At 63.0% G+C, this 23,536-nt stretch carries 22 protein-coding genes; 12 read left to right on the top strand and 10 right to left on the bottom strand.

All coding sequences use genetic code 11. The features are described 5' to 3' along the window. Nucleotides 1-89: 89 nt before the first annotated feature. Both ACSHWJ_RS05950 and ACSHWJ_RS05945 read right to left on the bottom strand, forming a co-directional pair. Complete coding sequence (locus tag ACSHWJ_RS05950; protein ID WP_218798107.1) at nt 90-1,640, bottom strand: DHA2 family efflux MFS transporter permease subunit; 1,551 nt, start codon at nt 1,638-1,640, stop codon at nt 90-92. A 6-nt stretch (nt 1,641-1,646) separates the two neighbouring features. Beyond that, nucleotides 1,647-2,672 carry an HlyD family secretion protein gene (locus tag ACSHWJ_RS05945; RefSeq protein WP_218798106.1) on the bottom strand — a complete coding sequence of 342 codons (1,026 nt, stop codon included), beginning with the start codon at nt 2,670-2,672 and terminating at the stop codon, nt 1,647-1,649. Nucleotides 2,673-2,784: 112 nt separating this feature from the next. Here ACSHWJ_RS05945 and ACSHWJ_RS05940 point away from each other — a divergent pair, with 112 nt between their 5' ends. Then, the gene (locus ACSHWJ_RS05940; protein ID WP_218798105.1) at nt 2,785-3,408 is read left to right on the top strand and encodes a TetR/AcrR family transcriptional regulator; all 624 of its coding nucleotides are present in this window, start codon (nt 2,785-2,787) and stop codon (nt 3,406-3,408) included. A 367-nt stretch (nt 3,409-3,775) separates the two neighbouring features. Here the strand turns inward: ACSHWJ_RS05940 and lspA are convergent, their stop codons facing one another. Genes lspA through murJ form a run of 4 tightly spaced genes read right to left on the bottom strand, consistent with a single transcriptional unit; the run spans nt 3,776 to nt 9,576 of the window. Beyond that, nucleotides 3,776-4,240, bottom strand: a complete 465-nt coding sequence (lspA, locus tag ACSHWJ_RS05935) for a signal peptidase II (protein ID WP_193375376.1) — start codon at nt 4,238-4,240, stop codon at nt 3,776-3,778. An 8-nt stretch (nt 4,241-4,248) separates the two neighbouring features. Continuing rightward, nucleotides 4,249-7,068, bottom strand: coding sequence for an isoleucine--tRNA ligase (gene ileS / locus ACSHWJ_RS05930; RefSeq protein WP_432539498.1), 2,820 nt, complete (start codon nt 7,066-7,068; stop codon nt 4,249-4,251). 28 nt (nt 7,069-7,096) lie between these two features. Next, a complete protein-coding gene (gene ribF, locus ACSHWJ_RS05925; RefSeq protein ID WP_435928706.1) occupies nt 7,097-8,038 on the bottom strand; it encodes a bifunctional riboflavin kinase/FAD synthetase in 942 nt (313 codons plus the stop codon). Continuing rightward, nucleotides 8,035-9,576, bottom strand: coding sequence for a murein biosynthesis integral membrane protein MurJ (gene murJ / locus ACSHWJ_RS05920; RefSeq protein ID WP_435928704.1), 1,542 nt, complete (start codon nt 9,574-9,576; stop codon nt 8,035-8,037). Before murJ ends, ribF begins: the two co-directional genes overlap by 4 nt. A gap of 155 nt (nt 9,577-9,731) precedes the next feature. Between murJ and rpsT the strand changes: the two genes are divergently transcribed. Further along, nucleotides 9,732-10,010, top strand: a complete 279-nt coding sequence (gene rpsT, locus ACSHWJ_RS05915) for a 30S ribosomal protein S20 (protein ID WP_010961480.1) — start codon at nt 9,732-9,734, stop codon at nt 10,008-10,010. A gap of 46 nt (nt 10,011-10,056) precedes the next feature. On the opposite strand, the gene proB is transcribed toward rpsT, so the two are convergent. Genes proB through rplU form a run of 4 tightly spaced genes read right to left on the bottom strand, consistent with a single transcriptional unit; the run spans nt 10,057 to nt 12,852 of the window. After that, the gene (gene proB / locus ACSHWJ_RS05910; RefSeq protein WP_432539356.1) at nt 10,057-11,181 is read right to left on the bottom strand and encodes a glutamate 5-kinase; all 1,125 of its coding nucleotides are present in this window, start codon (nt 11,179-11,181) and stop codon (nt 10,057-10,059) included. After that, nucleotides 11,165-12,202, bottom strand: coding sequence for an Obg family GTPase CgtA (cgtA, locus tag ACSHWJ_RS05905; protein WP_010961478.1), 1,038 nt, complete (start codon nt 12,200-12,202; stop codon nt 11,165-11,167). Before cgtA ends, proB begins: the two co-directional genes overlap by 17 nt. Nucleotides 12,203-12,262: 60 nt before the next feature. Then, nucleotides 12,263-12,520, bottom strand: a complete 258-nt coding sequence (rpmA, locus tag ACSHWJ_RS05900) for a 50S ribosomal protein L27 (protein WP_010961477.1) — start codon at nt 12,518-12,520, stop codon at nt 12,263-12,265. Nucleotides 12,521-12,540: 20 nt separating this feature from the next. Next, a complete protein-coding gene (gene rplU / locus ACSHWJ_RS05895; RefSeq protein ID WP_010961476.1) occupies nt 12,541-12,852 on the bottom strand; it encodes a 50S ribosomal protein L21 in 312 nt (103 codons plus the stop codon). Nucleotides 12,853-13,072: 220 nt separating this feature from the next. Here rplU and ACSHWJ_RS05890 point away from each other — a divergent pair, with 220 nt between their 5' ends. From ACSHWJ_RS05890 to ACSHWJ_RS05845, 10 genes are all read left to right on the top strand, one after another. Then, nucleotides 13,073-13,195, top strand: a complete 123-nt coding sequence (locus tag ACSHWJ_RS05890; RefSeq protein WP_010961475.1) for a hypothetical protein — start codon at nt 13,073-13,075, stop codon at nt 13,193-13,195. Nucleotides 13,196-13,866: 671 nt separating this feature from the next. Further along, nucleotides 13,867-14,796 (top strand): TIGR01777 family oxidoreductase, encoded by a 930-nt coding sequence (locus tag ACSHWJ_RS05885; RefSeq protein ID WP_026045856.1) that lies wholly within the window; start codon nt 13,867-13,869, stop codon nt 14,794-14,796. Nucleotides 14,797-15,123: 327 nt separating this feature from the next. After that, the gene (locus tag ACSHWJ_RS05880) at nt 15,124-15,930 is read left to right on the top strand and encodes a UDP-2,3-diacylglucosamine diphosphatase (RefSeq protein ID WP_432539357.1); all 807 of its coding nucleotides are present in this window, start codon (nt 15,124-15,126) and stop codon (nt 15,928-15,930) included. Then, the gene (locus ACSHWJ_RS05875; protein ID WP_432539358.1) at nt 15,887-16,888 is read left to right on the top strand and encodes a glycosyltransferase family 4 protein; all 1,002 of its coding nucleotides are present in this window, start codon (nt 15,887-15,889) and stop codon (nt 16,886-16,888) included. Before ACSHWJ_RS05880 ends, ACSHWJ_RS05875 begins: the two co-directional genes overlap by 44 nt. Before the next feature lie 119 nt (nt 16,889-17,007). Continuing rightward, entirely contained in the window at nt 17,008-17,244 is a 237-nt protein-coding gene (locus ACSHWJ_RS05870; protein ID WP_010961470.1) for a hypothetical protein, read from the top strand. Between the two features lie 751 nt (nt 17,245-17,995). Then, on the top strand, nt 17,996-19,819 hold the full coding sequence (locus ACSHWJ_RS05865) for a DUF2341 domain-containing protein (protein ID WP_432539359.1): 1,824 nt from the start codon (nt 17,996-17,998) through the stop codon (nt 19,817-19,819). After that, nucleotides 19,816-20,220 (top strand): ExbD/TolR family protein, encoded by a 405-nt coding sequence (locus ACSHWJ_RS05860; RefSeq protein WP_218805966.1) that lies wholly within the window; start codon nt 19,816-19,818, stop codon nt 20,218-20,220. Before ACSHWJ_RS05865 ends, ACSHWJ_RS05860 begins: the two co-directional genes overlap by 4 nt. A gap of 12 nt (nt 20,221-20,232) precedes the next feature. Further along, on the top strand, nt 20,233-20,895 hold the full coding sequence (locus ACSHWJ_RS05855) for a TonB family protein (RefSeq protein WP_218805965.1): 663 nt from the start codon (nt 20,233-20,235) through the stop codon (nt 20,893-20,895). A 61-nt stretch (nt 20,896-20,956) separates the two neighbouring features. After that, nucleotides 20,957-22,735: a putative porin gene (locus ACSHWJ_RS05850; protein WP_218812198.1), complete on the top strand. Its 1,779-nt coding sequence runs from the start codon at nt 20,957-20,959 to the stop codon at nt 22,733-22,735. After that, complete coding sequence (locus ACSHWJ_RS05845; protein WP_256994122.1) at nt 22,722-23,522, top strand: hypothetical protein; 801 nt, start codon at nt 22,722-22,724, stop codon at nt 23,520-23,522. The genes ACSHWJ_RS05850 and ACSHWJ_RS05845 overlap by 14 nt, the downstream gene beginning before the upstream one ends. The last annotated feature ends 14 nt before the right edge of the window (nt 23,523-23,536 follow it).

Below are 23,536 nucleotides of genomic sequence, written 5' to 3'. Positions count from 1 at the left end.
CGTGTGATACCGCGCTGAACTGAGCGAAACCGCGCACCGCGGCGTCCGGGTGCCGGTCTTTGTATTGCGAACGAGGGTTTGGTGCTGGCTCAGTGCAGGCCGGTGTCCCCGGCATCCTGCCGGACTTTTCTGACCAGCGGCATCAGGAGGAGAGAGGCGAAGAACAGCAGGCCGAGGACGTGGAACAAATCGTTGACGGTCATGATCTGAGCCTCCCGCATGGCCAGTCCGTAGAGTTGCTTGAGTGCGGCGTCGGCGGGATCGGAGACGCGGAGCAGGGCGGCCTGGGCTTCCAGCCGCGTCAGCAGGGCGTCGGCCTGTGGAGAACCCGGCGTGACGGAATCGCGCAGGGCGGCATAATGCGCTTTGTCCCAGCGGATCATCAGGGTATTGGCGACGGCGATGCCGATGGCGCCGCCCAGATTGCGGGTGAGGTTGTACAGCCCGCTGGCATTCTTGACCTCCTCTGGTGGCAGGGTTCCCAGCGCCAGCGAATTGATGGGCAGGAAGGCGAACATCAGGGCGAAGCCGCGCAGGGCCTGGGGCCCGAAGAATTCCCAGTAGCCGGAGTCGTGGTTCAGGCTTCCGTTCAGCCATGAGCCCAGTCCGAAGAGGGAGAGACCCAGCGCCAACATCAGACGCGAGTCCATCCGCTTCGCCAAGGGTCCCGCCACGAAAGCCGAGGCGAACTGGAACATGCCGGTGACCATCAGGTACTGCCCGATCTGCAGGCTGTTGAGGCCTTTCACCGTGGAAAGATAGATGGGCGTCAGCGCGATGAGGGTATAGAGCCCGATGCCGATGATGAAGCTGAACAGGCAGCCGACCGCGAAATTGGTGTTACGGAACGCCCACAGGTCGACGATGGGTTCCTCGATGCGCAGCTCGCGGTAGAACATGGCGCCGCCGGCCATTACCGCGACGGCGCTGAAGAACACGATCTCTCGGCTATCGAACCATTCCTCGCGGATGCCTTCTTCCAGGACGAATTGGAGGCTGCCCAGAAAAACGCCGATGTAGAGGATGCCGGGAAAATCGACGCGTTTGAGCAGCGTCCATTCCGGCTGGTCTACCTCCACGAGGAACCAGGTCGAAAGGCAGGCCAGCACGCCCGGCAGCAGATTGACCAGGAAGAGGGCCTTCCAGGACAGGACTTCGGTCAGATAGCCGCCGAGTACGGGGCCGGCGGTGGGGGCCACCGTCACCACCAGGCCGACCACGATCACCATGGTCGCCTGCTGGCGGGGCGGGAACAGGGTGTAAATCACCGCGAATACGGTCGGGATCATGGCCCCGCCGAAGAAGCCCTGCAGGGCCCGGAACGCGATCATCGAGGGGAGGTTCCACGCCAGCGCGCAGCACAGGCTGGTCAAGGTGAAACCGCCGCAGGACGACACGAACAGGTAGCGGGTCGAGAGGGCGCGGTTCAGCCACCCGGACAGCGGGATGACGACCACTTCGGCGATCAGGTAAGCGGTCTGCACCCAGGTAATCTCGTCGCAGGTGGCGGCGAGGCCGGCCTGGATCTGCTCCAGCGAGCTGGCGACGATCTGGATGTCCAAGATCGCCATGAAGACTCCCAACACCATCCCGAAAAAGCCGATCCAGGCGCGGAGAGGGACGTTCTCGATCTCGGTCATGCCGATTCAGCGCACTTTGATACTGACTTGCACCGACAGGCCGGGTTTGAGGAGACTGAGGTCGGTACCGGGGGCGAAGGCCAGCTTGACCGGAAGCCGGCGGACGATTTTGGTGAAATTGCCGGTGGCATTCTCCGGCGGCAGGATACTGAATTCCGATCCGCTGGCGGGCGCCAGGCTGTCCACCACCGCCTCGAACGGCCGGTCGGGATAGGCGTCCACGACGACGCTCGCCGTCTGGCCGATCCGCAGGTGTTCGATCTGGGTTTCCTTGAAGTTGGCCTCGACGAACACTCCGTCCGCCGGGATCAGATAGGCAATGACGCTACCGGGCTGGAGGAGTTGGCCGACCTGAATGCTCAGATTTCCTACCGTCCCGTCGATGGGGGCGAGGATGCGGGTGTTTTCCAGGTCGATCCGGGCCAATTCCAGCCGGGCCTGGGCCCGCTGCAGCTGGGCCCGGGTTTCGGCGATCAGCGCATCCAGGGCGATCAGGCGGATTTCGGCCTGGTCCCGCGCCGAGCGGTTCTTGTCCAGCAGTGCTTTGGCCTGTTTGTAGGCGGCTTCCGCGCCATCCAGCGACTGGGCCGAGGCGGCGCCGGCGTCGGCCAGTCGGTCGAGCCGTTGCAGGTCACGCCGCGAACGGTCATGGTCGGCCAGGGCCGAGGCGATGTTGGCGTCTTCTTCGCGGACCCTGGCCGCCTGGGTCCGTTTCTCGGATTCCAGGGCTTCGATGCGCGCCGCGGTCGCCGCCACCTCGGCGCCGGCTTCGGCGACGCGCGCCTTGAATTCCTGATCGTCTATCACCGCCAGGAGGTCCCCTTTCCTCACCTGCTGGTTGTCCTGGAGCAACACCTCTTTCACGTAGCCCGTTTCCCTGGAACTGAGCAGGATGAGGTGTGCCTTGAGGTAAGCGTTGTCAGTGGTTTCGTAGGGGAGTATGGTCTCGAGCCAGTACGCTGCGCCGCCCGTACTCAGGGACGCCAAGCCGGCGAGAAGCAGCAGATGTCGCGGGGAGATGGGCAGTCGCATCGCGTGCGTTTACCATGGGGAAAAGCGGAACGAGAAAAATGAACTGATGCGTTCAGTTCAGAATAATGACGAACCGATCCGGCCGCAAGCCGGCACGATCTCTTGAGAACCGATGAGCACCGTCCGATTTGCCAAACGCGAGAGTATCCTGCTGGCAGCCAAGCGGATTTTTCTCCTGCACGGCTATGCCGGGGCCAGCATGGAGGCCATCGCCGAAGCGGCGCCGGTCGCCAAGGCCACTTTATACAGCCATTTCGAGGGCAAGCAGGATCTGTTCGCCGCGGTGATTTCGCTGCAGTGCGAGGTGCTGTTGAACACCTTGGCCTGGGCGCACACCGAGGTGCGCGATCCGGTCGCCGCGCTCACCGCCATCGCGCGCGCCTTCGTGGATTTGATCTATTCCGAAGACGCCTTGACGCTTTACCGGGTGATCATCGGCGAGCAGCGGCATTTCCCCGAACTGGGCGGCCGCGTCTACCGGTCCGGCCCCGAGCCGGTGCTCCGGAGATTGTCGGCCTATCTCGAGGACCTGTCGGTCCAGAAAGTCCTGGCGATTCCGGATGTCGGCGTCTCGGCCCGGCTGTTTCTGGGGATGCTGAAGGGCGACGAGCACTTCCGCTGCCTGCTCGGTCAGAAGGAGGGTCTCAGCGAAGCTGAAAAAATTTCACTGGTCGGCGCGGCCGTCGATCTGTTTCTGCGGGGGCACGGCTATGCGGAGTCCCTGTGCGCGAGATAGCCGGCCTTTGGCGCAGATGAGAGATGAACGGATGGATTGGAAGCAAAGTCTGAACCTGCATTTCCGCAAGCTAGCGCTGGAGGCCCAGGGTGCCAGGGCCGCCGAAGCGGAATAGGGCAGGGAGTGCGAGGCCTATTTCGGCGATGTCACGGGGCTGCCCTGGAAACCTTCGCCGGCGCTCTGGGCGAGTCCGGGCGCAGGGGTGCGGTCGATCTGCGACAGAGATCCGCCGAACCGGCGGTCATCCACGACGGCGCGCCGCAAACCGGGCCGGTTCCGGAATCGGTACCCGGATGTCTCGTTCCTCCTGAACGAGATCACGTCGTCCTTGCCTCAGCCGCCGGTCGAATTAGCGTCCGCTTGAGATTCAGGCGTTCGCACGGCCCCGGAACGAATCGATCAGCAGCATGCCGATACCGACGGTGATGGCCGAGTCGGCGACGTTGAACGCCGGCCAGTGCCAGTCGCCGTAGAACACGTCGAGAAAGTCGATGACGTAGCCGTAGACGATCCGGTCCAGCAGGTTGCCGACGGCACCGCCCAGCACCAGGGCCCAGGCGGCGGCTTCCCAGGTTTTCCGCCGGTCCATGTGCTTGAGCCAGTAGGTGATCAGCAGCGTGGCGCTGGCCGACAGGGCGATGAAAAACCAGCGCTGCCAACCGCCGGCCTCGCTCAGGAAGCTGAACGCAGCGCCCTGGTTGCGCAGGTAGGTGAGCTGGAACACCGGCAGCAGTGGGATCGTCTCATACAGCCGCATCGATGTGTCGACGATCTGCTTGCTGAGCTGGTCGAGTGCGAAGACCAGCACCGACAGCCAAAGCCATTTCAACATGGACGATCTCAACCGAAAGTCCGCAGCTCGCCGGTACCGGCGACGTTGTCCACACAGCGGCCGCACAGTTCCGGATGGTCAGGGTGCGTGCCGACATCGTGGCGGTGATGCCAGCAGCGCACGCACTTGGGCTTGCCGGATGCGGCCAGTTTCAGCTCCAGGCCGGGAATTTCGGTCGGCAGGGCGTCCGTCCCGGCTTCCGCCGCCGGTTTGACGGTCGCATAGGAGGTCAGCAGCACGAAGCGCAGCTCGTCACCCGCCTCGCTCAGTTTCCGGAACAGTGGGGGATCGCAGAACAGCTCGACTTCGGCGTCCAGCGAGGCGCCGATTTCGCCGCGGACCCGCAGGATTTCCAGCTCCTTGCTGACGGCCTCGCGGATCTTCAGCATCTGATCCCAGAATGCGCGGTCGCAACGGCTGTTTTCATCGAGGCCGAACAGGCCGTCGTACCATTCGGAGAGAAACACCGATTCCTCACGCTGGCCGGGCAGGTACTGCCAGATCTCCTCGGCGGTGAAGCTCAGGACGGGGGCGAGCCAGCGCACCATGGCCTCGGCGATGTGGTACATCGCGGTCTGGCCGGAGCGACGCGGCAGGCTGTCGGTCTTGCAGGTGTACTGCCGGTCCTTGAGCACGTCCAGATAGAAGCTGCCCAGGTCCACCGAGCAGAAGTGATGGGTCTTCTGAAAGATGGTGTTGAACTGGTAAGTCTCGTAGGCTTCGATCACTTCCTGTTGGATCGCAAGGGCACGGTCCACCACCCAGCGGTCCAACGCCAGCATGTCTTCCGGTTTGACGAGATGCAGGGCAGGGTCGAAGCCGTCCAGGTTGGCCAGCAGATAGCGGGCGGTGTTGCGGATGCGCCGGTAGACGTCCGAGATGCGCTTGAGGATCTCGTCGGACACCGTCATTTCGCCGCGGTAGTCGGTCGCTGCCACCCACAGCCTGAGCACGTCGGCCCCCAGGGTCTGCATGACCTTCTGCGGTGCCACCACGTTGCCGCGCGACTTGGACATCTTCTTGCCTTCGGCGTCCACGGTGAAGCCGTGGGTCAGCACCGCCTTGTAGGGCGCCTGGCCGTTCATCGCGACCGAGGTCATGAGCGAGGACTGGAACCAGCCGCGATGCTGGTCCGAGCCCTCCAGGTAGAGGTCGGCGGGGAAGGCGAGATCGGGGTTCTGGGCCAGGACTGCATGGTGGGTGACGCCGGAATCGAACCAGACGTCCAGGGTGTCGCCGATCTTGCCGTAGCGGTCCGCTTCCGCGCCCAGCAGTTCGGCCGGGTCCAGCTCGAACCAGGCGTCGATGCCGGCGGTCTCGATCTTCTTTGCGATTTCTTCGATCAGCCGGTCGGTGTCCGGATGCAGTGCGCCGGTTTCCTTGTGGACGAACAGCGGGATCGGCACGCCCCAGGTACGCTGGCGCGAGATGCACCAGTCCGGGCGGTTGCCGACCATGGCCTCGATGCGGGCCTGGCCCCAGTCCGGTATCCATTGCACCTGGCCGATGGCCTCCAGGGCCTGGCGGCGCAGCTCGCCCTTGTCCATGGCGATGAACCACTGGGGGGTGGCGCGGAAGATCACCGGGGTCTTGTGGCGCCAGCAATGCGGGTAGCTGTGCTCGATGCGCGCCTCGTGCAGCAATGCGCCGCGCTCCTTGAGCACTTCGATCACGTGACCATTGGCGCTCAAGACGTGTTCGCCGGCGAACAGCTCGGTGTCGGGGAGGAAGCGGCCGTCGCCGCCGACCGGGTTGTCCACCGCAAGTCCGTAGCGCTGGCCGACGGCGTAGTCCTCCTGGCCATGGCCGGGGGCGGTGTGGACGGCGCCGGTGCCGGCGTCCAGGGTGACATGGTCGCCCAGGATCACCGGGACGATACGGTCGTAGAACGGATGTCGGAGCTGCACCCCTTCCAGCGCCGCGCCTTTGCAATAGCCGATGACGCGGTAATCCTCGGCGCCGCAGCGCAGCATCACGTCCTTCATCAGCGCATCGGCCAGCACCAGCCTTTCTTTGATGTCGGTGCGCTGGACGACCACGTAGTCCAGTTCCGGGTTGAGCGCCACCGCCTGGTTGGCGGGCAGGGTCCAGGGTGTGGTGGTCCAGATCACCACCGACAAGGGGCCCTCGCCGACCGCGCCGTCGGCGGTATGGAACCGCGCCATCAGGCCGAATTCGTCGACCACGGCGAAGCGCACGTCGATCGCCGGTGAATGCTTGTTCTCATATTCCACCTCGGCCTCGGCCAGGGCCGAACCACAGTCGAGGCACCAGTGGACCGGCTTGGCGCCCTTGGTGAGGTGGCCGCGCGCGGCGATCCGGCCGAGCGCCCGGACGATGTCCGCCTCGAAGCGGAAATCCATGGTCAGATACGGATTTTCCCAGTCGCCCAGCACGCCGAGCCGGATGAATTCACGTCGCTGGAGGTCGACCTGGGCCGCGGCGTATTCCCGGCAGGCCTTGCGGAACTCGGCGGGGCTGACCTTGTGGCCGGCCTTGCCGATCTTCTTCTCGACCATCAGCTCGATGGGCAGGCCGTGGCAGTCCCAGCCCGGTACGTAGGGGGCGTCGAAACCGCTCAGGGTTCTGCTCTTGACGATGAAGTCCTTGAGGATCTTGTTGACCGCATGGCCGATGTGGATTTCCCCGTTGGCATAGGGCGGGCCGTCGTGCAGGATGAACTTGTCCCGGCCAGCACGCCGGGACCGCACCTTCCTGTAGAGATCCAGCGTGCGCCAGCGCTCGATCTGTTCGGGTTCCCGCTGTGCCAGATTGGCTTTCATCGGGAACGGTGTCTGGGGGAGGTTGAGAGTGCTCTTGTAATCCATGGTCGAAAGTCTGCAGTCGTGTATCGGGTCAGCCTGCCGCGAAATGGCTGCGCGCGGCAGCCGCATCGCAGGCGATCTGTTCCTTCAGTTCTTCGAGGTTGGCGAACCGCATCTCGTCGCGAAGTTTGTAGTGCAGATGGATTTCCACCCGGCGCCCGTACAGGTCGCCGGCGAAATCGAACAAATGGGTTTCCAGCATGGCCTTGCGGTGGCCGCCGACGGTTGGCCGGATGCCGATGTTGGCCACGCCAGGCCAGGGTTCGGCTGAAATGCCCGACATTGTAACGGCAAATACGCCTTGCACCGGAATGTTTTCACGCCCCAGCTCGATGTTGGCGGTGGGAAAGCCCAGCCGACGGCCGAGCTGGTCACCGTGGACCACGCGTCCGCGCAGGGCATAGGGGCGGCCCAGCAGGGTCGCCGCGCCGGCCATGTCGCCTCGTCCGAGCGCCTCCCGTACCCGTGTGCTGCTGACGCGGATGCCACCCACCGTCACCGATTCGGTGTCGCTCACCGCGAAGCCGTGGAGCCGCCCGAGCCGGCACAGCAGTTCATGGTCTCCGCTGCGGCCCCGGCCAAAACGGAAGTCGTCGCCGACGATGAGATGCCGGACGTGCAGGCGTTCGGCCAGTATCCGCCGGACGAAGTCAGCCGGCGCCAGAGTGGCGAGTTTCTCGTCGAAACGCAGCAGCAGTACCCAGTCGACCGGCAGCTCGGCGAGTCTGGTCAGTTTCTCCGACAGCCGCATCAAACGGGGAGGGGACTGATCCTGGTCGAAGAATTCACGTGGCTGCGGTTCGAACAGAACGAGGGCAACCGGCAGGCCGAGACGATGTCCTTGTTCGGTCAGCCGCCGGACCAAGGTCTGATGTCCCAGGTGGACACCGTCGAAGTTGCCGATGCTGGCGACGCAGGCGGGAGGGCATATCGTACCGGAGAGGCCATGAATGACGCGCATGATCGGATTCACGCCTTTTCGGAAAGGAGCAGGTGACGGGGACGCAGGCCCGCCAGCAGCAAGCTGACCAAGTAGACGGCGAATCCGGCCGCTATCCACAGGCCGAGACGGAGGATGCGTTCGGACACGGACGCGTCGGCCCAAGGCGACTCGATGGCTTGGGTGAGCAGCGCGCCCATCGCGATATTCGCGATGACCAGATGGGTCCCGTAGCGGCGCCAGGAGGCGTCCGGCCGATAGCTGCCTTCGGCCAGCAGTTTGCGGAGCAGCAGCGCTGCGTTGAGTGAGGTCGCCGCCGCGGTCGCGGCAGCCAGGCCCGCGTGTCCCCAGCCGTAGGGAGCCAGCAGAAAAGCCAGGGCCGGGGCCAGCACGCCATTGGCTGCGATCGCGTACAGACCATACCGCAAAGGGGTGCGGACGTCCCGGCGGGCGCTGAATCCGGAGGCCAGCGCCTTGACGGCGATGGCGCCTGGCAGTCCGGCCGCGTAAGCGATCAGGCTGCGGCTCGCCATTTCCGTGTCGTGGTCAGAAAATTCGTCGTGTTCGAACAGGGTGAATACCAGCGGTTTGGCGAGAATCATCAGTCCCAGTGTGGCGGGCAGCCCCAGCAGGACGACCCAGCGCAGCGCCCAGTCCAGCGTCCGGGAGAAGCCGTCGCGGTCATGGTCGAGATGGCCGGCGGCCAGGTGCGGCAGGATGGCCGTTCCGATGGCCACGCCCAGGAGCCCTTGCGGCAATTCCACCAGCCGGTCCGAGTAATATAACCAGGATACGCTACCGGAGACCAGGAACGATGCCACCAGCGTGTCCAGGAGCAGGTTGATCTGGGTCGCGGAGACGCCAAGGATCGCCGGCCCCATCAGTTTGAACATGCGCAGGACCTCCCGGTCCCGCCAGACCGGGCAAGGCAGGGAGAACTGGCGAATGCCCCACAGCGAAGGAAGCTGAAAGGCCAGTTGCAGCAAGCCGGCGGCGAAAACACCCCAAGCCAGAGCCTCCACGGGCAAGTCCAACAGCGGCGCCAGCCACAGGGCCGCGGCGATCATCGCCAGGTTGAGCAGGGCCGGGGTGAACGCGGGGACCGCGAATTGTCCCCAGGTATGCAGAACGCCGCCGGCGAACGCCGTCAGCGTGACGAAGAAGAGGTACGGGAAGGTGATGCGCAGCATCTCCACCGTCAGGCCGAATTGGAAAGGCTGGGCCTGGAAACCCGGAGCGAACAGAAAGGTCAGGACAGGCGCAGCAGCCATGCCCAGGCAGGTGAGCAGGGCCGCCACCAGCCCCAGTGTACCCGCCATGCGGGCGATGGTCTGCCGCACAGTCGCAGCGTCACTGCTGACGCGCAGTTCCGAGAGGACGGGCACCAGCCCCTGTGAGAAAGCGCCTTCGGCAAAAAGCCGGCGTAGAAAATTGGGTATCCTGAAGGCGACGAAGAACGCGTCCGTGGCCGCGTCGGCACCGAAGGTCCGCGCGATGATCAGGTCGCGGACGAAGCCCAGCAGACGTGAAATCAGTGTCATGGAACCCACCATGGCGGTGGATTTCAGCAACCGTCGGCTCAGCGTTCGGCTCCAGCAAAAAGGTAAAGTATAATCAAACAGCGGGCCGGATGCCTCGCCGACGGTGAATTTGTGGTTGACACTGACGGGAAAGCTGAAGACAATCCCCAACTTTTCTTGAAGTTGCAACCCAGGAGAGGTCGACCTTGGCTAATATCGCTTCCGCGAAAAAGCGCGCTCGGCAGGCGGAGAACAACCGTGCACACAATGCCGCTCTGCGCAGCCGTCTGCGCACCTATATCAAGAAAGTCATTCTGGCGGTGGATTCCGGCGATCTGACGAAGGCGCAGGAAGCATTCCGGCAGGCGGTACCCATCATTGACTCGTCGGTGAACAAGGGTCTGATCCATCGTAATAAGGCTGCGCGTAGCAAGAGCCGTCTGAATGCCCGCGTGAAGGCGCTGGCGCTGCAGGCTGCGTCCTGAATCTCATCAGGGAGATCGGGCAGGAATCGCTGCCCGACTCTCCATTTCAGCTCAACACCAGATTGTCGCGGTGGATGAGTTCTGGCTCGTCCACGTATCCCAGGATCTCCTCGATCCGCGTGCTCGGCTGGCGCATGATGAGACGGGCTTCTTCAGCGCTGTAGTTGGTCAGTCCGCGCGCGATTTCCTGGCCCGCGGAATCCGTGCAGGCTACGAGGTCGCCGCGCCGGAATTCGCCCTCCACGGCGATTACGCCGATCGGCAACAGGCTCTTCCCGGCGTCCCGCAATACCCTTGCGGCGCCTTCGTCGACTACGAAACATCCTTTCAATTTGAGCTGTCCGGCCATCCAGCGCTTGCGGGCGATCAGAGGGGAAACGTCCGGAATCAGCAGTGTGCCCAGCTCTTCTCCGTCGAGAATGCGAGGCAGCACTCTGCTTTCCCTGCCGCTGGCGATCACCGTGGCCGTTCCCGACCGGGCCGCCAGCCGTGCCGCACGTAGCTTGGTAATCATGCCTCCCCGGCCCAGACCGCTCAGACTGTCCCCGACCATGTCATTGAGCCGGGGATCGTTGATACCGGCTTGGGGGACCAGCGGGGCCGAAGGGTCGAGCGAGGGGTTGCGCTCGAACAGTCCGGCCTGGTCTGTCAGAATGATGAGCAGATCGGCCTCGACCGCATTCGCCACCAGCGCACCCAGCGTGTCGTTGTCGCCGAAGCGGATTTCTTCCGTGGTGACGGTGTCGTTTTCGTTGATGACCGGGATGACTCCGAGCTCGAGTAATGTGAGTATGGTGCTGCGCGAGTTGAGATAGCGCTCCCGGTTCGACAGGTCGTCGTGGGTCAAGAGGATCTGCGCTGTCTGCAGGCCGTGCCGCTTGAACAGACTTTCGTAAGTCTGCACCAGCCCCATCTGGCCGACCGAGGCGGCGGCCTGGAGCTCATTCAGCCGGTGCGGCCGGGTCTTCCAGCCCAGCCGCGACATGCCTTCGGCGACCGAGCCCGAGGAAACCAGCACCACCTGGATCCCCTGCTGGCGCAGTTCCGCGATCTGCTGCACCCATTGGCCGATGGCAGGTTGGTCCAGTCCTTTGCCGCCTGCGGTCAGCAGGGCGCTGCCGATCTTGACGATGACGCGCCGGCTGCCAGGGAGCTCATTCCTGCTCTGCATCCGATCTCCTCTCCTGCTGCTCGAGGAACCGCATGACATCACGGGTCAGGCGGTCGAGCCCTTCGCCCTGGATGGCGGAGATCCGGTAAACCGGATCGGTCCAGTGCAGGCCGTCGATGATTTCCCGGCAGCGGCTTTCCAGGAGCTCCGGCGCCAACCGGTCGATCTTGTTCAGTACCAGCCAGCGTGGCTTCTCCTCCAGTCCGTGGCCCCATTTGCACAGCTCGGCGATGACTTTTCGTGCCGCGGTGACGGGGTTGATGCCCGTTTCGTAGGGGTCGATGTCGACCACGTGCAACAGCAGACGGGTCCGGGTCAGGTGCTTGAGGAATTGCACGCCGAGGCCGGCCCCTTCGGCGGCGCCTTCGATCAGTCCGGGAATGTCGGCCATGACGAAGCTGCGCTGATCTCCGACCCGCACGACACCCAAATTGGGGTGGAGGGTGGTGAAGGGATAGTCGGCGACCTTGGGGCGGGCGGCGGATACCGCGCGGATCAGGCTGGATTTGCCGGCATTGGGCATGCCGAGCAGGCCGACGTCAGCGATCAGTTTGAGTTCGAGGTGCAGGGTGCGGCGCTCGCCCGGTGTTCCAGGGGTGGCTCGCCGGGGTGCGCGGTTGGTGCTGCTCTTGAAGCGGGCGTTGCCGATGCCGTGGAAGCCGCCTCGGGCGACCAGCAGGCGATCGCCGGAGCGGGTCAGGTCTCCCATGTGTTCACCGGTGTCGGCGTCCGTCACGATCGTGCCGGTGGGGACATGGATGAAGCAGTCCTCGCCGCTTTTTCCCGTGCAGTTGTTGCCGGAGCCGTTCTCGCCGCGCTGGGCGCGGAAATGGGAGTGGAAGCGGAAGTCGGCGAGCGTGTTGAGGTTGTCCGAAGCGACCAGGTAAACGCTGCCGCCATCGCCGCCGTCGCCGCCGTCGGGGCCGCCGAAAGGAATGTACTTTTCGCGCCGGAAACTGATGCAGCCGTTGCCGCCGTCGCCGGCATCGACCCGAATTTCGGCTTCGTCAACGAATTTCATGGATATCAACTAAAAGGCCCAGACGAGCTGGGCCTGAGCGGTGTTGCGCGCCGGAGTCGTTCAGGCGGGGATCACCGAGACGTACTTACGGCCTGCCGGACCCTTCACCTTGAATTCCACGCGGCCCTCGGTCAGCGCGAACAGGGTGTAGTCGCGGCCGCAGCCGACATTGTCGCCGGGGTGGAAGTGGGTGCCGCGCTGACGAACGATGATGTTGCCGGCCCGGACGACCTGGCCGCCGAAGCGCTTGACGCCCAGTCGCTTGGATTCGGAGTCGCGGCCGTTGCGGGAGCTGCCGCCTGCTTTCTTGTGTGCCATGGATGTCTCTCCGTAGGGGGTTACGCCGAGATTTCGTTGATCTGGACTTCGGTGTAGTTCTGGCGATGTCCGGCCTGCTTCATGTGATGCTTGCGGCGACGGAACTTGATGATCCGGATTTTTGGGTGGCGACCGTGGGCGACGACGGTGCCGGTCACCTTGCCGCCCGAGACGAAGGGCTGGCCGATTTTGACCCCGTCATCGGACTGGATCAGCAGGACTTTTTCGAAGGCAACTTCTTGACCGGCTTCGGCATCGAGGGACTCGACCTTCACCTTGTCGCCGGGTTGGACGCGGTATTGTTTGCCGCCAGTCTGGATAACAGCGTACATGTTCAGGTGCTCCTGAGAGGGATTCGCGTAAACGCGTAATTCTATAGAAATGCGTCGGCGCAAGTCAATGGAAGCCGCGGCTGTGTCCGGCCCGTCCACGGGCGCCGATGCCCGTTTCCGGGGCTTGCGTTTTTCAGGAATGTGCTTTATAAAATCAGCCGTGCTAACGGCACCAACAATAAAAGCACAACTCTAACCCATTGTTAATTGAGGAGGATCTATGAAGAAAGTACTGTGCGCCCTGGGCGTTGTCATGATGTCTCTGGTCGTTGTCGGTTGCGGCAACTCGCCGGACGGTGACAAGCAGAAGATCTCCAGCACCATCGCTTCCCCGTCTCTGTAAAGTTCGTCACTCCGACCTCGAGTCACAATACCTAACAATACGGGTCGGACTCGTACAGAGCGAATCGTCTTTCAAAACCCGGGTGTCGACGCCCGGGTTTTTTGTATCTTCCAGCCCGTCCGTTCCTCGATCGGGTCGTTTTTCTTGACAGGAGATGGTGGCAAGGTAACATTACGGGCCGGTAGCATTCAGACCCCAATCTGATATCTATTTCTTTCGAATCATTACACTACAAGGCAGGTACAATACATGGGAGCTATACTTGATCTGGTTGAAAAGATGAGATCGCCGACGGGGATCGTCGTCACCATCGCCATTGTCGCGATCGCGTTCTTTTTCGTTCGTTGGGTCTTCAAGGACGAAGACGGCAGCAATCAATAAGAGGTCTCCCCGTGGTGTGGCAAGCTGGGGGCGCGAGGTCCGTGTTCCTTCCTTGCCACGCACATATCAAACGTTTCATGTTTCTCACGTGATGTGGCGGAACTCGGGCCATAGAGCGTGATTCTCCTCAGGGGCGCCGTCAGAGCCCCCGAAATGGGCCGGCGAGAATTCGATGCACGCGGTCCTTGCGTTTTCTGCAACTGTCTTCAGGGAGGAGGGAGCGCCGGTCCAACGATCGGTGGTGCCGCCATGATTACGGCCTGCGACGGTGCGGGACGGGGAGGGCGATGATGCGAGTCCTTGTGACAGGCGGGACCGGTTTCATCGGCAGTCGGCTGTGCCAGGAACTCGGCGGCAGCGGGGCGCGACTGGTCGTGCTCAGCCGCCGACCAGACCGTGTTCGCGACCGCTGTGGCCTGGGTGTCACCGCAATCACCGCGTTCTCAGACCTTTCTCATTCCTTGGTGTTCGACGTCGTGATCAACCTGGCGGGCGAACCGCTCGTCGGTCCACGCTGGACGGATGCGCGCAAGAGGCTTCTGTGGGATAGCCGGGTCGAGCTGACCCGATCCCTGGTCGATTACATTGAGCGCGCCAAGGTCAAACCGAAATTGCTAATCAGCGGTTCGGCGGTCGGTTTCTATGGCGATCAGGGAGATCGCATTTTGGATGAATCCTCGGCCCCTGCCGACGGTTTCGGGCATCGGTTATGCGAGGCCTGGGAGTCGGCTGCGCTGCGCGCCACCGAGTTCGGCGTTCGTGTCTGCATCCTGCGGGCCGGGTTGGTGATGGGGGCCTCGGGCGGTTTTCTCGCGCCCTTGTTGCCGCTGTTCCGTCTCGGACTCGGGGCTCGCATCGGCAGCGGCGAGCAATGGGTGTCGTGGATCTGTCTGCGCGACTACATCGCCATCGTACGGTGGTTGATCGCCACACCGGAATTTTCGGGGATTTTCAACGCTACGGCACCGAATCCGGTCACCAACCGCCGGTTTACCGAAACCCTTTCGGGCTTGCTTGGCAAGCCCGCGTTCCTCGTCGTTCCCGCCCGCCTTGTCCGAGCACTGATGGGAAGAGAAATGAGCGGTCTCCTGCTGGGCAGCCAGCGGGTCTTGCCGGCCCGTCTGCTGGAGTCCGGTTTTCGGTTCAGATGTCCCGAGCTGGAGATGGCCCTGCGGGATGCGTTGAGCCAGACATCGGCCGTCCCGGGCGGGTCGTCTTAGCTTCCGCCTCTTCGGGCAGGTCCAGCCGATTCCCCGGAATGGCCGCGGTTTGACGGGGGCGTCTGTGCGCGGGGGCGGTCGTTCGAAAAGAACCCTCCGGGGGCGGGTTTGCCCGAAACTCGGTCTCGAGACGACGTGAGTCGGGCAAGACTCTAGCGTTCAGGAATGACAAGGAAATGACCATCTCATTTCTGCCCGGTGAATAATCGCTGTTCCGCGGTGTCACGGCTTCCGAATCCTGAAACTGTCATCAAATCATGACGGCTTTGTAATACACGGTGGTTACCTTGTGACCGTTTACCGATCCGGCTGAATGAGGTGGTCTTAATGGCTCTGGATTATAGAACGGTGTGGATTTCCGATGTCCATTTGGGTACCCGCGGTTGCAAAGCCGAGTATCTGGTGGATTTTCTCAAGAATGTCCGCTGCGACACGCTCTATCTGGTCGGCGATATCCTCGATTTGTGGAAACTGAAATCAGGGTGGCACTGGCCGCCGATGCATTCGGAAATTCTGCGCGCCGTCATGGATCGCGCCAAACGCGGTGTGAGGGTCGTCTACGTACCCGGTAACCACGACGAAATGCTGCGCGATTACACCGGCAGTCTGTTCGGAGGCGTGGAGGTCGTCGATCGCGTCGTGCATGAGACTAAAGACGGGCGGCGCCTGCTGGTATTGCACGGCGACGAGTTCGATGGTGTGGTCTGCAGCACCAAGTGGCTGGCCGTGCTCGGCAGCGAGGCCTATGAAGTGCTGCTGGCATTCAACCGCTGGTTCAATTGGGGGCGCCGCAGGCTCGGTTTCCCTTATTGGTCGCTTTCCGCTTTCATCAAACACAAGGTGAAGAATGCCGTGAATGTCATCTGCCGCTTCGAGGAAGTGCTGATGCGGGAAGCGGCGAGCCGGGGGCTGGATGGCGTGGTGTGTGGGCATATCCACCATGCCGCGCTGCGCGAGGTCGACGGCCTGACCTATGCCAATTGCGGCGATTGGGTGGAAAGCTGCACGGCATTGGTGGAAACGCCGGCCGGTGAGCTGAAGGTCGTGCGCTGGGTCTATGAAAGCGCCTTCCTGCTCGAGGATACCAAGCGTGAAACTGGCACTGATAAGCGACGCCTGGCGACCGCAGGTTAACGGTGTCGTCACGACGTTGAGCCGGATATGCGAGGGAGCCCGGCAGCGCGGGCACCAGGTCGAGACGTTCACACCGGATTGCTATCGGAACTGGCCTTGCCCCGGCTATCCCGAGATCCGGCTGGCCTTGGGTTGCGGTTCCAGGCTGCCGTCGCAACTCGACGCCTTCGCGCCGGATGCCATCCACATCGCGACCGAAGGCCCGCTGGGAATGGCGGCACGTCGTTATTGCCTGCAACGGCGGCTGCCGTTTACGACATCCTTTCATACCCGTTTCGCCGAATATGTGAATCTGCGGACCGGGCTCCCCTTGCGCTGGGGGTATGCGGCCTTGCGCTGGTTCCATCGTCCCAGCGTGCGGGTGATGGCCCCGACGCCAACCCAGGTCAGCGATCTCCGCGCCAGGGGGTTCCGTAATCTGGTGCTGTGGTCCCGAGGCGTCGATACGACGCTTTTCGCGCCGCGAGGCAAGGCGCGGATCGACGACGTCCGTCCCGTATTCATGTATGTGGGACGCCTCGCCGTGGAGAAGGGACTGGACGATTTCCTGAGGCTCGATCTTCCCGGCGTGAAGTACGTGGTGGGCGACGGACCGTCCAGGACCGAGCTCCAGAAGCGTTATCCGGACGTGCGCTTCCTCGGTTATCGCTGCGGCCTGGATTTGGCCGAGACGATCTCGGCGGCGGACGTCTTCGTCTTCCCCAGCCGGACCGACACCTTCGGGCTGGTCATGCTGGAAGCCCTGGCGGCAGGTGTCCCCGTCGCCGCCTATCCGGTACCGGGGCCGCAGGATGTCATCACCGACCCCTCGGTGGGGTGTCTCGACCACGATCTACGTGCCGCCGCGCTGCGCGCACTGGAGCTGCGGAGCGAGGACTGCCGGAAATTTGCAGAGCGCTTCACCTGGGACCGTTGCACCGAGCAGTTCCTAGGCTATCTGGCGCCGATTTCACGCTGATCCGCTGGCCACCTTCAAGGGTGCGGAAGACCCGGCAAGGGAGGCGGCGCAGGGAGTGAGAGGCGAGGCAGGGAAGGGGGCGCCGGCAATGCGATTATCGGAGCGGGAATCAGTGGGACATGGATGACCGGTGCTTCATCCCCGCCGAAATGGGGGTGGTGATGGTGCCGGTGGAGACCGTAGGCATGGCCGTGGTGGTGTTCGTGGCCGTGACCATGGTGATGCTCGTGACCATGACCATGGTGGTGCCCCCCGGCCAGAGCGCCATGGCTTTCGATGAGGTAAGCCCAGAGGAGGGCGGTCGAGACAATCGTCTTTTTCATGGAGGTACATCCGACGAAGGATGTTCTTTGTGAGACATTTTTCGTGCCAGGCTCGTCGCGCGGGGAGCAATCGCGGCGTTCCCCCTGGGCCGATGCGGTCCCATGGTTTTGCGTGCCAGCGATGACCCTTGTGAGGTGTCGCACAGGCGCGACTTCATGAGTCATCCACGCCGTGGCTCTGGGCGATACGTCTCGTTCCAGGCGCGGAGCGGAACGAAGGTGCGGCGCAAGGCAGAAGCCGAGCCGCCGCAATGACGGGCAGTTTCACCCTCCGCCGGCGCTTTGCCAGACGCGGTACGGCGGCTTTGCATTCCTGTCGTTCCGGAGCGTCACATCGAGGTAAGCGCGACGTCTGTGCCTCTGCGGTGATCATGGCTGCGGCATCGGTCCGAACGAAGTCTCGGGTATCGTCGTCATATCCACATGGATGTGTAAATCCGTTCCGATCCTTCCTTGCTGGCACTGTCTACGCCTGTAAATGGGGGGCTGATTAGGGCTCTTGCGTCCGATTTTCCTCCCTTCGCCCCCTCTTCCGGGGCGTCATCCCTTCCTCTGGCCAGTCCCGATCATCGGGGTTTCTCGGCACCCTTGAGCCTGGCTACCCGGGCGATATGTCTCCAATGACATGTAGATGCAGCGCTGATACCCGGTTCGCGGGGCCGGTCCGGTTTTCCCTTGGCGGATCCGGCGGCCTCGTCGTGTTCGTAACGTGTTCGTAACACCCGCGTAATACGATGAAAGCATTTCCATTCAACACTACGCGTTTCACGGCGCGGCGAGAGACATGAAGACATTGAGGCTGATCGTATTGGTATGCCTGGCCATGGCGCCGGCCATCGCACTGTCCTGGTGGAACGATGACTGGCGGTCCAGAAAACAGATTTCCGTGGATGCCAGCGTCACCGGTGCGGATACCCGCGACCTGGTGGCCGACTTCCCGTTACTGATCCGGCTTCATACGGGCAATTTCAGCTATTTTGGCGAGTTGGCCGAGGGCGGGAAAGACCTGCGCTTCATGGCGGACGACAAAACGCCGCTCAAGTTCCACCTCGAAAGGCTCGATCCGGTCAACGAAATGGCACTGATCTGGGTCAAGGTGCCGCGGATTCCCGGCCAATCGGCCGACGAGTCGTTCTGGATGTATTACGGCAACGAAGAAGCCCAGGACGGCAGCGACGCCAAGGGAACCTACGATGTCAACCAGGCACTGGTTTTCCATTTCGACGAAAAGGATCCCGCGCCCAGGGACGCCACGGCATACGGCAATGATGCGGCCAGGTCGGCGGCCCTGCCGGAACCGGCGGGCTGGATCGGGGTCGCGGCCCGGTTTACCGGCACCGGCGGGATCGAGATCAATCCGTCGCCTTCCCTGCAACTGGACCCGGCCAAGGGCTGGACCTTTTCGAGCTGGCTCAAGCTCGACTCCGGTGCGACTGAGGGCTACGTCTTCCGTGCCGCAGAAGGAGAGGCGAGCGCCATCGAGCTGCAGGTGCGCGGCGGGACGCTGGTGGCGCGCTACCTGGCTGCGGGCAAGGTGGTCGAGACTGCGCCCGTGGCGATGACCACCCCGGATCGCTGGCAGCACGTGGCCTTGGTATTGCGGCCGGACAAGCTGGAGCTTTATTTGAATGGCGAGCCTGCGGCGCAGGCCGCTGCCGCTCCGTCGGCCATGAATCCCTCGATCAGCTTGGGAGGGGCCGCGACGGGAGGTTTTCTGACCGGGCTGCTCGATGAGGTCCAGGTTTCGAATACGGCCCGCAGCGCCGAATGGATCAAGCTGTCGGCACGCAGCCAGAGTCAGGATTTCAGCGTCGTAAGTTTCGGCCAGGACGAAGGCAAGAGCAGCGCGGGCGAGATGAGCTCCTTCGGGGTCATCATCCAGAACGTGACGGTTGACGGCTGGGTGGTGATCGCTTTGACCGGCGTCATGTTCGTGGTTTCGGTGCTGGTCATGATCATCAAGGCCGTGGTGATCTCCAAGATCAAGAAGGACAACAAGGCGTTTATGGCCCAGTACGAAGCCTTGAGCCCCGATGCCGATCCCGGTCAACTGGATCGTGAGGAAACCGAGGACGAAAAGGAGTTGGCCGACTCCGAATTCCTTTCGGCCCTGGTCGGCCAGCACGACCATTACCAGAGCTCGCCGCTTTATCACATCTACCACGCCGGCATCCGCGAGGTGAAAAAACGCCTGGGATCCTCGGCCAAGCCCCTCACGCCGGAAGCGCTGCACGTGGTGCGGGTCAAGCTGGATTCCATCGTGGTGCGCGAGAGCCAGCGCCTCAACAGCAAGATGGTGCTCCTGACCATCGCCATTGCCGGCGGGCCGTTCCTCGGGCTGCTGGGCACCGTGGTGGGCGTGATGATCACCTTCGCGGTCATCGCCGCGACCGGCGACGTCAACATCAACTCCATCGCGCCCGGCATCGCGGCGGCGCTGCTGGCGACGGTGGCGGGGCTGGCGGTCGCGATTCCGTCCCTGTTCGCCTACAACTACCTGCTGACCCAGATCAAGGACGTCATCGCCGACATGCGGGTGTTCTCGGACGAGTTCCTCGCCATGCTGTCCGAGCGCGTGGCCGACCGCTGCAGGGAGGCATCGTCATGAAGGTCGAATCCGAAGAGAAGGTCTACGACGACATCAACATCACGCCCATGCTGGACGTGGCGTATGTGCTGCTGCTGATCTTCATCATCATGACCACGGCGACGGTGCAGGGCATCACGGTGAACCTGCCCAAGGCCAGCAGCACGCCCAGCCTGTCCAAGCCCAAGACCAAGGCGATTTCCATCACCCAGGACGGCACGATCTACCTGGACACCTATCCCGTGTCGCCCGAGGAGCTGGAAACCCGCCTGGCCCAGTACAAGGCGGCGACGCCGGACCTGCCCGTGGTGCTCAAGGCGGACGCCTCGATCCAGTACCAGAAGGTCGTCGAAGTGCTGGACATCGTCACCCGCCTCGAAATCAGCCAGTTGGGGCTGGTGACGCAGAAGCTGGTCAAGTAGCGGGCTCGTTCCATGAACATCAAGCTGATGCGCCGATATCTGCCAGTCGCCGTCGGCGTGGTTCTGGTCCTGCTGGTGGCCCTCGGCGTCTATCTGGCCAGGGATCTGTTCGACAAGCCGGCGCAGACCAAGAAGCAGATCCAGCAGATCACCGTGGTTCAGCCGCCACCCCCACCGCCGCCCCCGCCTCCGCAGGAGAAGCCGCCGGAGCCCCAGGTCAAGGAGGACAAGATGGAGGAGCCGGAACCCCAGCCGGAGCCGGAACCCGAGCAGGCCGAGGAGCCGCCGCCGGGCGAAGACCTGGGGGTGGATGCCGAAGGCGGCGCGGGGAGCGACGCCTTCGGCCTGGTCGGCAAGAAAGGCGGGCACGGCCTGATCGGAGGAGGCGGCGGCAACGCCATCATCTGGTACGGACAGCAACTGCAGCGGACCGTCTCCAGCGAGCTGCAGAGAAAGCTCAAGGACCGGGCACGTAACAGCCGGTACCAGGCCGTGCTCCACATCTGGATCAGCCCCCAGGGCACCATCAGCCGGGTCGAGCTGGGAAAGTCCAGCGGCATCGAAGAGATCGACGAGGCCCTCAAGGCCGCGCTGGCAACGATTCACGGACAGCTCGAGCCGCCCCCGGAGCGCATGCCGCAACCGGTCAAGATCAGGGTCCAATCCGAAGGTTAAACAGGCCACCTACTGAAAACAACCGCACCTTGGATGCGGCGAGGCAAACAAACGGGACATTATGAAAAGCGAACACAAATCCCTTGCGCTGCTGGTCTCCTGCGCGCTGGCGGGGTCGCCCGCCGCCTACGGCAGCGAGAAGAACGAGAAGGAGGAACTGCTCAAGCTGCGCAACACCACGCTGAACCTGATCGATCTGCTGGTCCAGCAGGGCATCCTGGACAAGGGCAAGGCGGACCAGATGATCCGGCAGGCCGAGCAGAAAGCCGCTGCCGAGGCCAAGGCCGAAGCGCGGCGGGAAGCCGAGCAGTCGGCAGCGGCGGGCGGCGCGGAGAAAGCCGAAGAGAAGGATGGCGCTTCGGGCAAGGCTGGAAAGGGCAAGGGCGAACCGGGTACCGTACGGGTCACCTACGTACCGGACTTCGTGAAGGACGAAATCCGCGCCGAGGTGCGCAAGGAACTCAAGGATGAGGTGGTCAAGGAGGTCAAGGCGGATGCCAAGCACGAGAAATGGGGCGTTCCGGCGGCCCTGCCCGACTGGGTCAACCGTTTCAAGCTGTTCGGCGATTTCCGCGTGCGGTTCGACGACGAATTCTTCGGCAGCAACAACCGGCCCAACACCTATTTCAACTGGCCGGCGATCAATGCCGCCGGGGGTATCACCAAAGTCGGTGATCCTTTCCGGAACACCACGAACGATTTTCAGCGCTGGCGCCTGAGGCTCCGGCTCGGCCTGGACGCGAAAATCACCGACAGCCTGAAGACCCAGGTCCGTCTGACCACCAGCAACGACTACAGCCCCATTTCCACCAACCAGACCCTGGGCCAGTACGGGCAAGGGTACGAGGTGCAGCTCGACCGCGCCTTCCTGCAATACGACTACCTGGACGACAAGGGCCAGGACTGGGCCACCTTGTGGGCGGGCAGGATCGCGAATCCGTGGTTCAGCACCGACAACATGTTCGATCCGGACCTCAATTTCGAGGGATTTTCCGGAACCTTCCGCTTCCCGTTCGGGCATGACTTCAATCCGGAAGTCATCGCCTACCACGTGGTCAGCACGGAGGGACGCCAGCAGTTCAACTGGGGCTACACCAAGCCGAACGAAGCCTATCTGACCCTCGGCGCTTTCCCGCTCGAGGAAGACATATTCTTCGGCACCAGCAAGTATCTGTGGGCGGCGCAGGGCGGCCTGGACTATCTGTTCAACCGCAACAACCGCTTCAAGTTCGGTGTGGCCTATTACGACTACAACAACACCCAGGCGCGGCGCGATCCCCTGGGCAGCACCAAGTACGACTGGACCGCCCCCGAGTTCTTCACCCAGGGCAACAGCCTCGCGCGCATCAGTAACGATCTCAATTCCGCGACGGAGCCGCGCCTAGTGGGCCTGGCGTCGAAATTCGAAATTTTCGACGTCACCATGACCTACGACTACACCGGCTTCTATCCCCATCACGTCATGCTGATCGGAAGCTACTCCCACAACTTCGGCTTCGACCAGCAGCAGATCTACAACACTCTCGGCGAGGACCTGTCGCCGCATACCAATGCCTTCCAGGCGCGGGTCGAAGTCGGCGAGCCCAACATCCAGCGGTTCGGCGACTGGAACGTCTGGCTAGCCTACAAGTACCTGGACGCGGACTCGGTGCTGGACGCCTTCACCGATTCCAATTTCCACGCCTACGGCGGCACCAACGCCAAGGGCTGGGTGCTGTCCGGCAACTATGCCATCGCCAACAACACCTGGCTCAATCTGCGTTGGATGTCCAGTTCGGCCATCGTGGGACCGACCTATGACGTGAACTCCTTGCTGGTCGACCTGAATGCCCGTTTCTAGCGCCGACGCGATGAAGAAAGTGACGCCCTCCGCCAAGGACATCGAGAATGGAACCAGGGATATGACCCCGCAGCCGCTTCGGTCCCGCCTGGCGCCAGCCATAGCGCTCGGCTTGTGTTCGCTGGTCTGGAGCGGCTCGGTCTTCGCCGAGAAGCCGAAGGGGGACGACGGCGTCGTCCAGACCCTGCGCAAGGCCCAGGGCATGCTACGGCAGCTCAGCCAGGAGAAAATCGAACTGGAAGCGAAGAACGCCGCGCTCGAAAAGCAGCTCGCCGAGCAGTCCGCCGCGCTCAAGGCGCTCGAGGCCAAAGCCGCGAAGCTGGAACCCCTGGAGGGGGAACTGAAGCAGATCACCGCCGCCCGGCAGAGCCTGGAACAGCAGCTCGGCGGCCAGACCTCACGGCTGCATGCGCTGGCCGAGCAGCAAAAGAAAGCCTTGGCCGAACTTCAGCGCTACCGCAGGGACAATCAGCTTCTGGTCGATGCGGTCAAGGAGCGGACGCGCTGGATCGAAAGCTGCACAGCCAAAAATCGCGACCTGGTGCGGGCGAACGAGGAAATGCTGGAAAAATTCGGCAACAGCAGTTTGCTGGACAAACTGGTGGAATCCGAGCCGTTCACCGGTATCGCCGCGGTCGACAAGGAAAACGCCGTACAGGAATTCCGTTACAAGATCGAAGATCTGGAAGTCACACCCTGGAAGGACGTGCCAGCGGCAGCGGCTCCGGCGAGCGGCGGTTCCGAGACATCAGCGGCGCCGGAAGAAGAAGACGAAGATGGAGAATAGAGTCCCTTTCTGGC

Origin of the sequence: Methylococcus sp. S1M (assembly GCF_051295855.1) — a bacterium.
GTDB lineage: Bacteria > Pseudomonadota > Gammaproteobacteria > Methylococcales > Methylococcaceae > Methylococcus > Methylococcus capsulatus.
The sequence above is the reverse complement of the archived record's forward strand: the minus strand, read 5'-3'. Positions and strand labels throughout refer to the sequence as shown.

What these genes read in the sequence shown, in the direction of transcription:
- ACSHWJ_RS05950 (WP_218798107.1), bottom strand. Translation starts at nt 1,640, where the DNA reads ATGACCGAGATCGAGAACGTCCCTCTCCGCGCCTGGATCGGCTTTTTC.
- ACSHWJ_RS05945 (WP_218798106.1), bottom strand. Translation starts at nt 2,672, where the DNA reads ATGCGACTGCCCATCTCCCCGCGACATCTGCTGCTTCTCGCCGGCTTG.
- ACSHWJ_RS05940 (WP_218798105.1), top strand. Translation starts at nt 2,785, where the DNA reads ATGAGCACCGTCCGATTTGCCAAACGCGAGAGTATCCTGCTGGCAGCC.
- lspA (WP_193375376.1), bottom strand. Translation starts at nt 4,240, where the DNA reads ATGTTGAAATGGCTTTGGCTGTCGGTGCTGGTCTTCGCACTCGACCAG.
- ileS (WP_432539498.1), bottom strand. Translation starts at nt 7,068, where the DNA reads ATGGATTACAAGAGCACTCTCAACCTCCCCCAGACACCGTTCCCGATG.
- proB (WP_432539356.1), bottom strand. Translation starts at nt 11,181, where the DNA reads ATGCAGAGCAGGAATGAGCTCCCTGGCAGCCGGCGCGTCATCGTCAAG.
- cgtA (WP_010961478.1), bottom strand. Translation starts at nt 12,202, where the DNA reads ATGAAATTCGTTGACGAAGCCGAAATTCGGGTCGATGCCGGCGACGGC.
- rpmA (WP_010961477.1), bottom strand. Translation starts at nt 12,520, where the DNA reads ATGGCACACAAGAAAGCAGGCGGCAGCTCCCGCAACGGCCGCGACTCC.
- rplU (WP_010961476.1), bottom strand. Translation starts at nt 12,852, where the DNA reads ATGTACGCTGTTATCCAGACTGGCGGCAAACAATACCGCGTCCAACCC.
- ACSHWJ_RS05890 (WP_010961475.1), top strand. Translation starts at nt 13,073, where the DNA reads ATGAAGAAAGTACTGTGCGCCCTGGGCGTTGTCATGATGTCTCTGGTC.
- ACSHWJ_RS05885 (WP_026045856.1), top strand. Translation starts at nt 13,867, where the DNA reads ATGCGAGTCCTTGTGACAGGCGGGACCGGTTTCATCGGCAGTCGGCTG.
- ACSHWJ_RS05880 (WP_432539357.1), top strand. Translation starts at nt 15,124, where the DNA reads ATGGCTCTGGATTATAGAACGGTGTGGATTTCCGATGTCCATTTGGGT.
- ACSHWJ_RS05870 (WP_010961470.1), top strand. Translation starts at nt 17,008, where the DNA reads ATGGATGACCGGTGCTTCATCCCCGCCGAAATGGGGGTGGTGATGGTG.
- ACSHWJ_RS05865 (WP_432539359.1), top strand. Translation starts at nt 17,996, where the DNA reads ATGAAGACATTGAGGCTGATCGTATTGGTATGCCTGGCCATGGCGCCG.
- ACSHWJ_RS05860 (WP_218805966.1), top strand. Translation starts at nt 19,816, where the DNA reads ATGAAGGTCGAATCCGAAGAGAAGGTCTACGACGACATCAACATCACG.
- ACSHWJ_RS05855 (WP_218805965.1), top strand. Translation starts at nt 20,233, where the DNA reads ATGAACATCAAGCTGATGCGCCGATATCTGCCAGTCGCCGTCGGCGTG.
- ACSHWJ_RS05850 (WP_218812198.1), top strand. Translation starts at nt 20,957, where the DNA reads ATGAAAAGCGAACACAAATCCCTTGCGCTGCTGGTCTCCTGCGCGCTG.
- ACSHWJ_RS05845 (WP_256994122.1), top strand. Translation starts at nt 22,722, where the DNA reads ATGCCCGTTTCTAGCGCCGACGCGATGAAGAAAGTGACGCCCTCCGCC.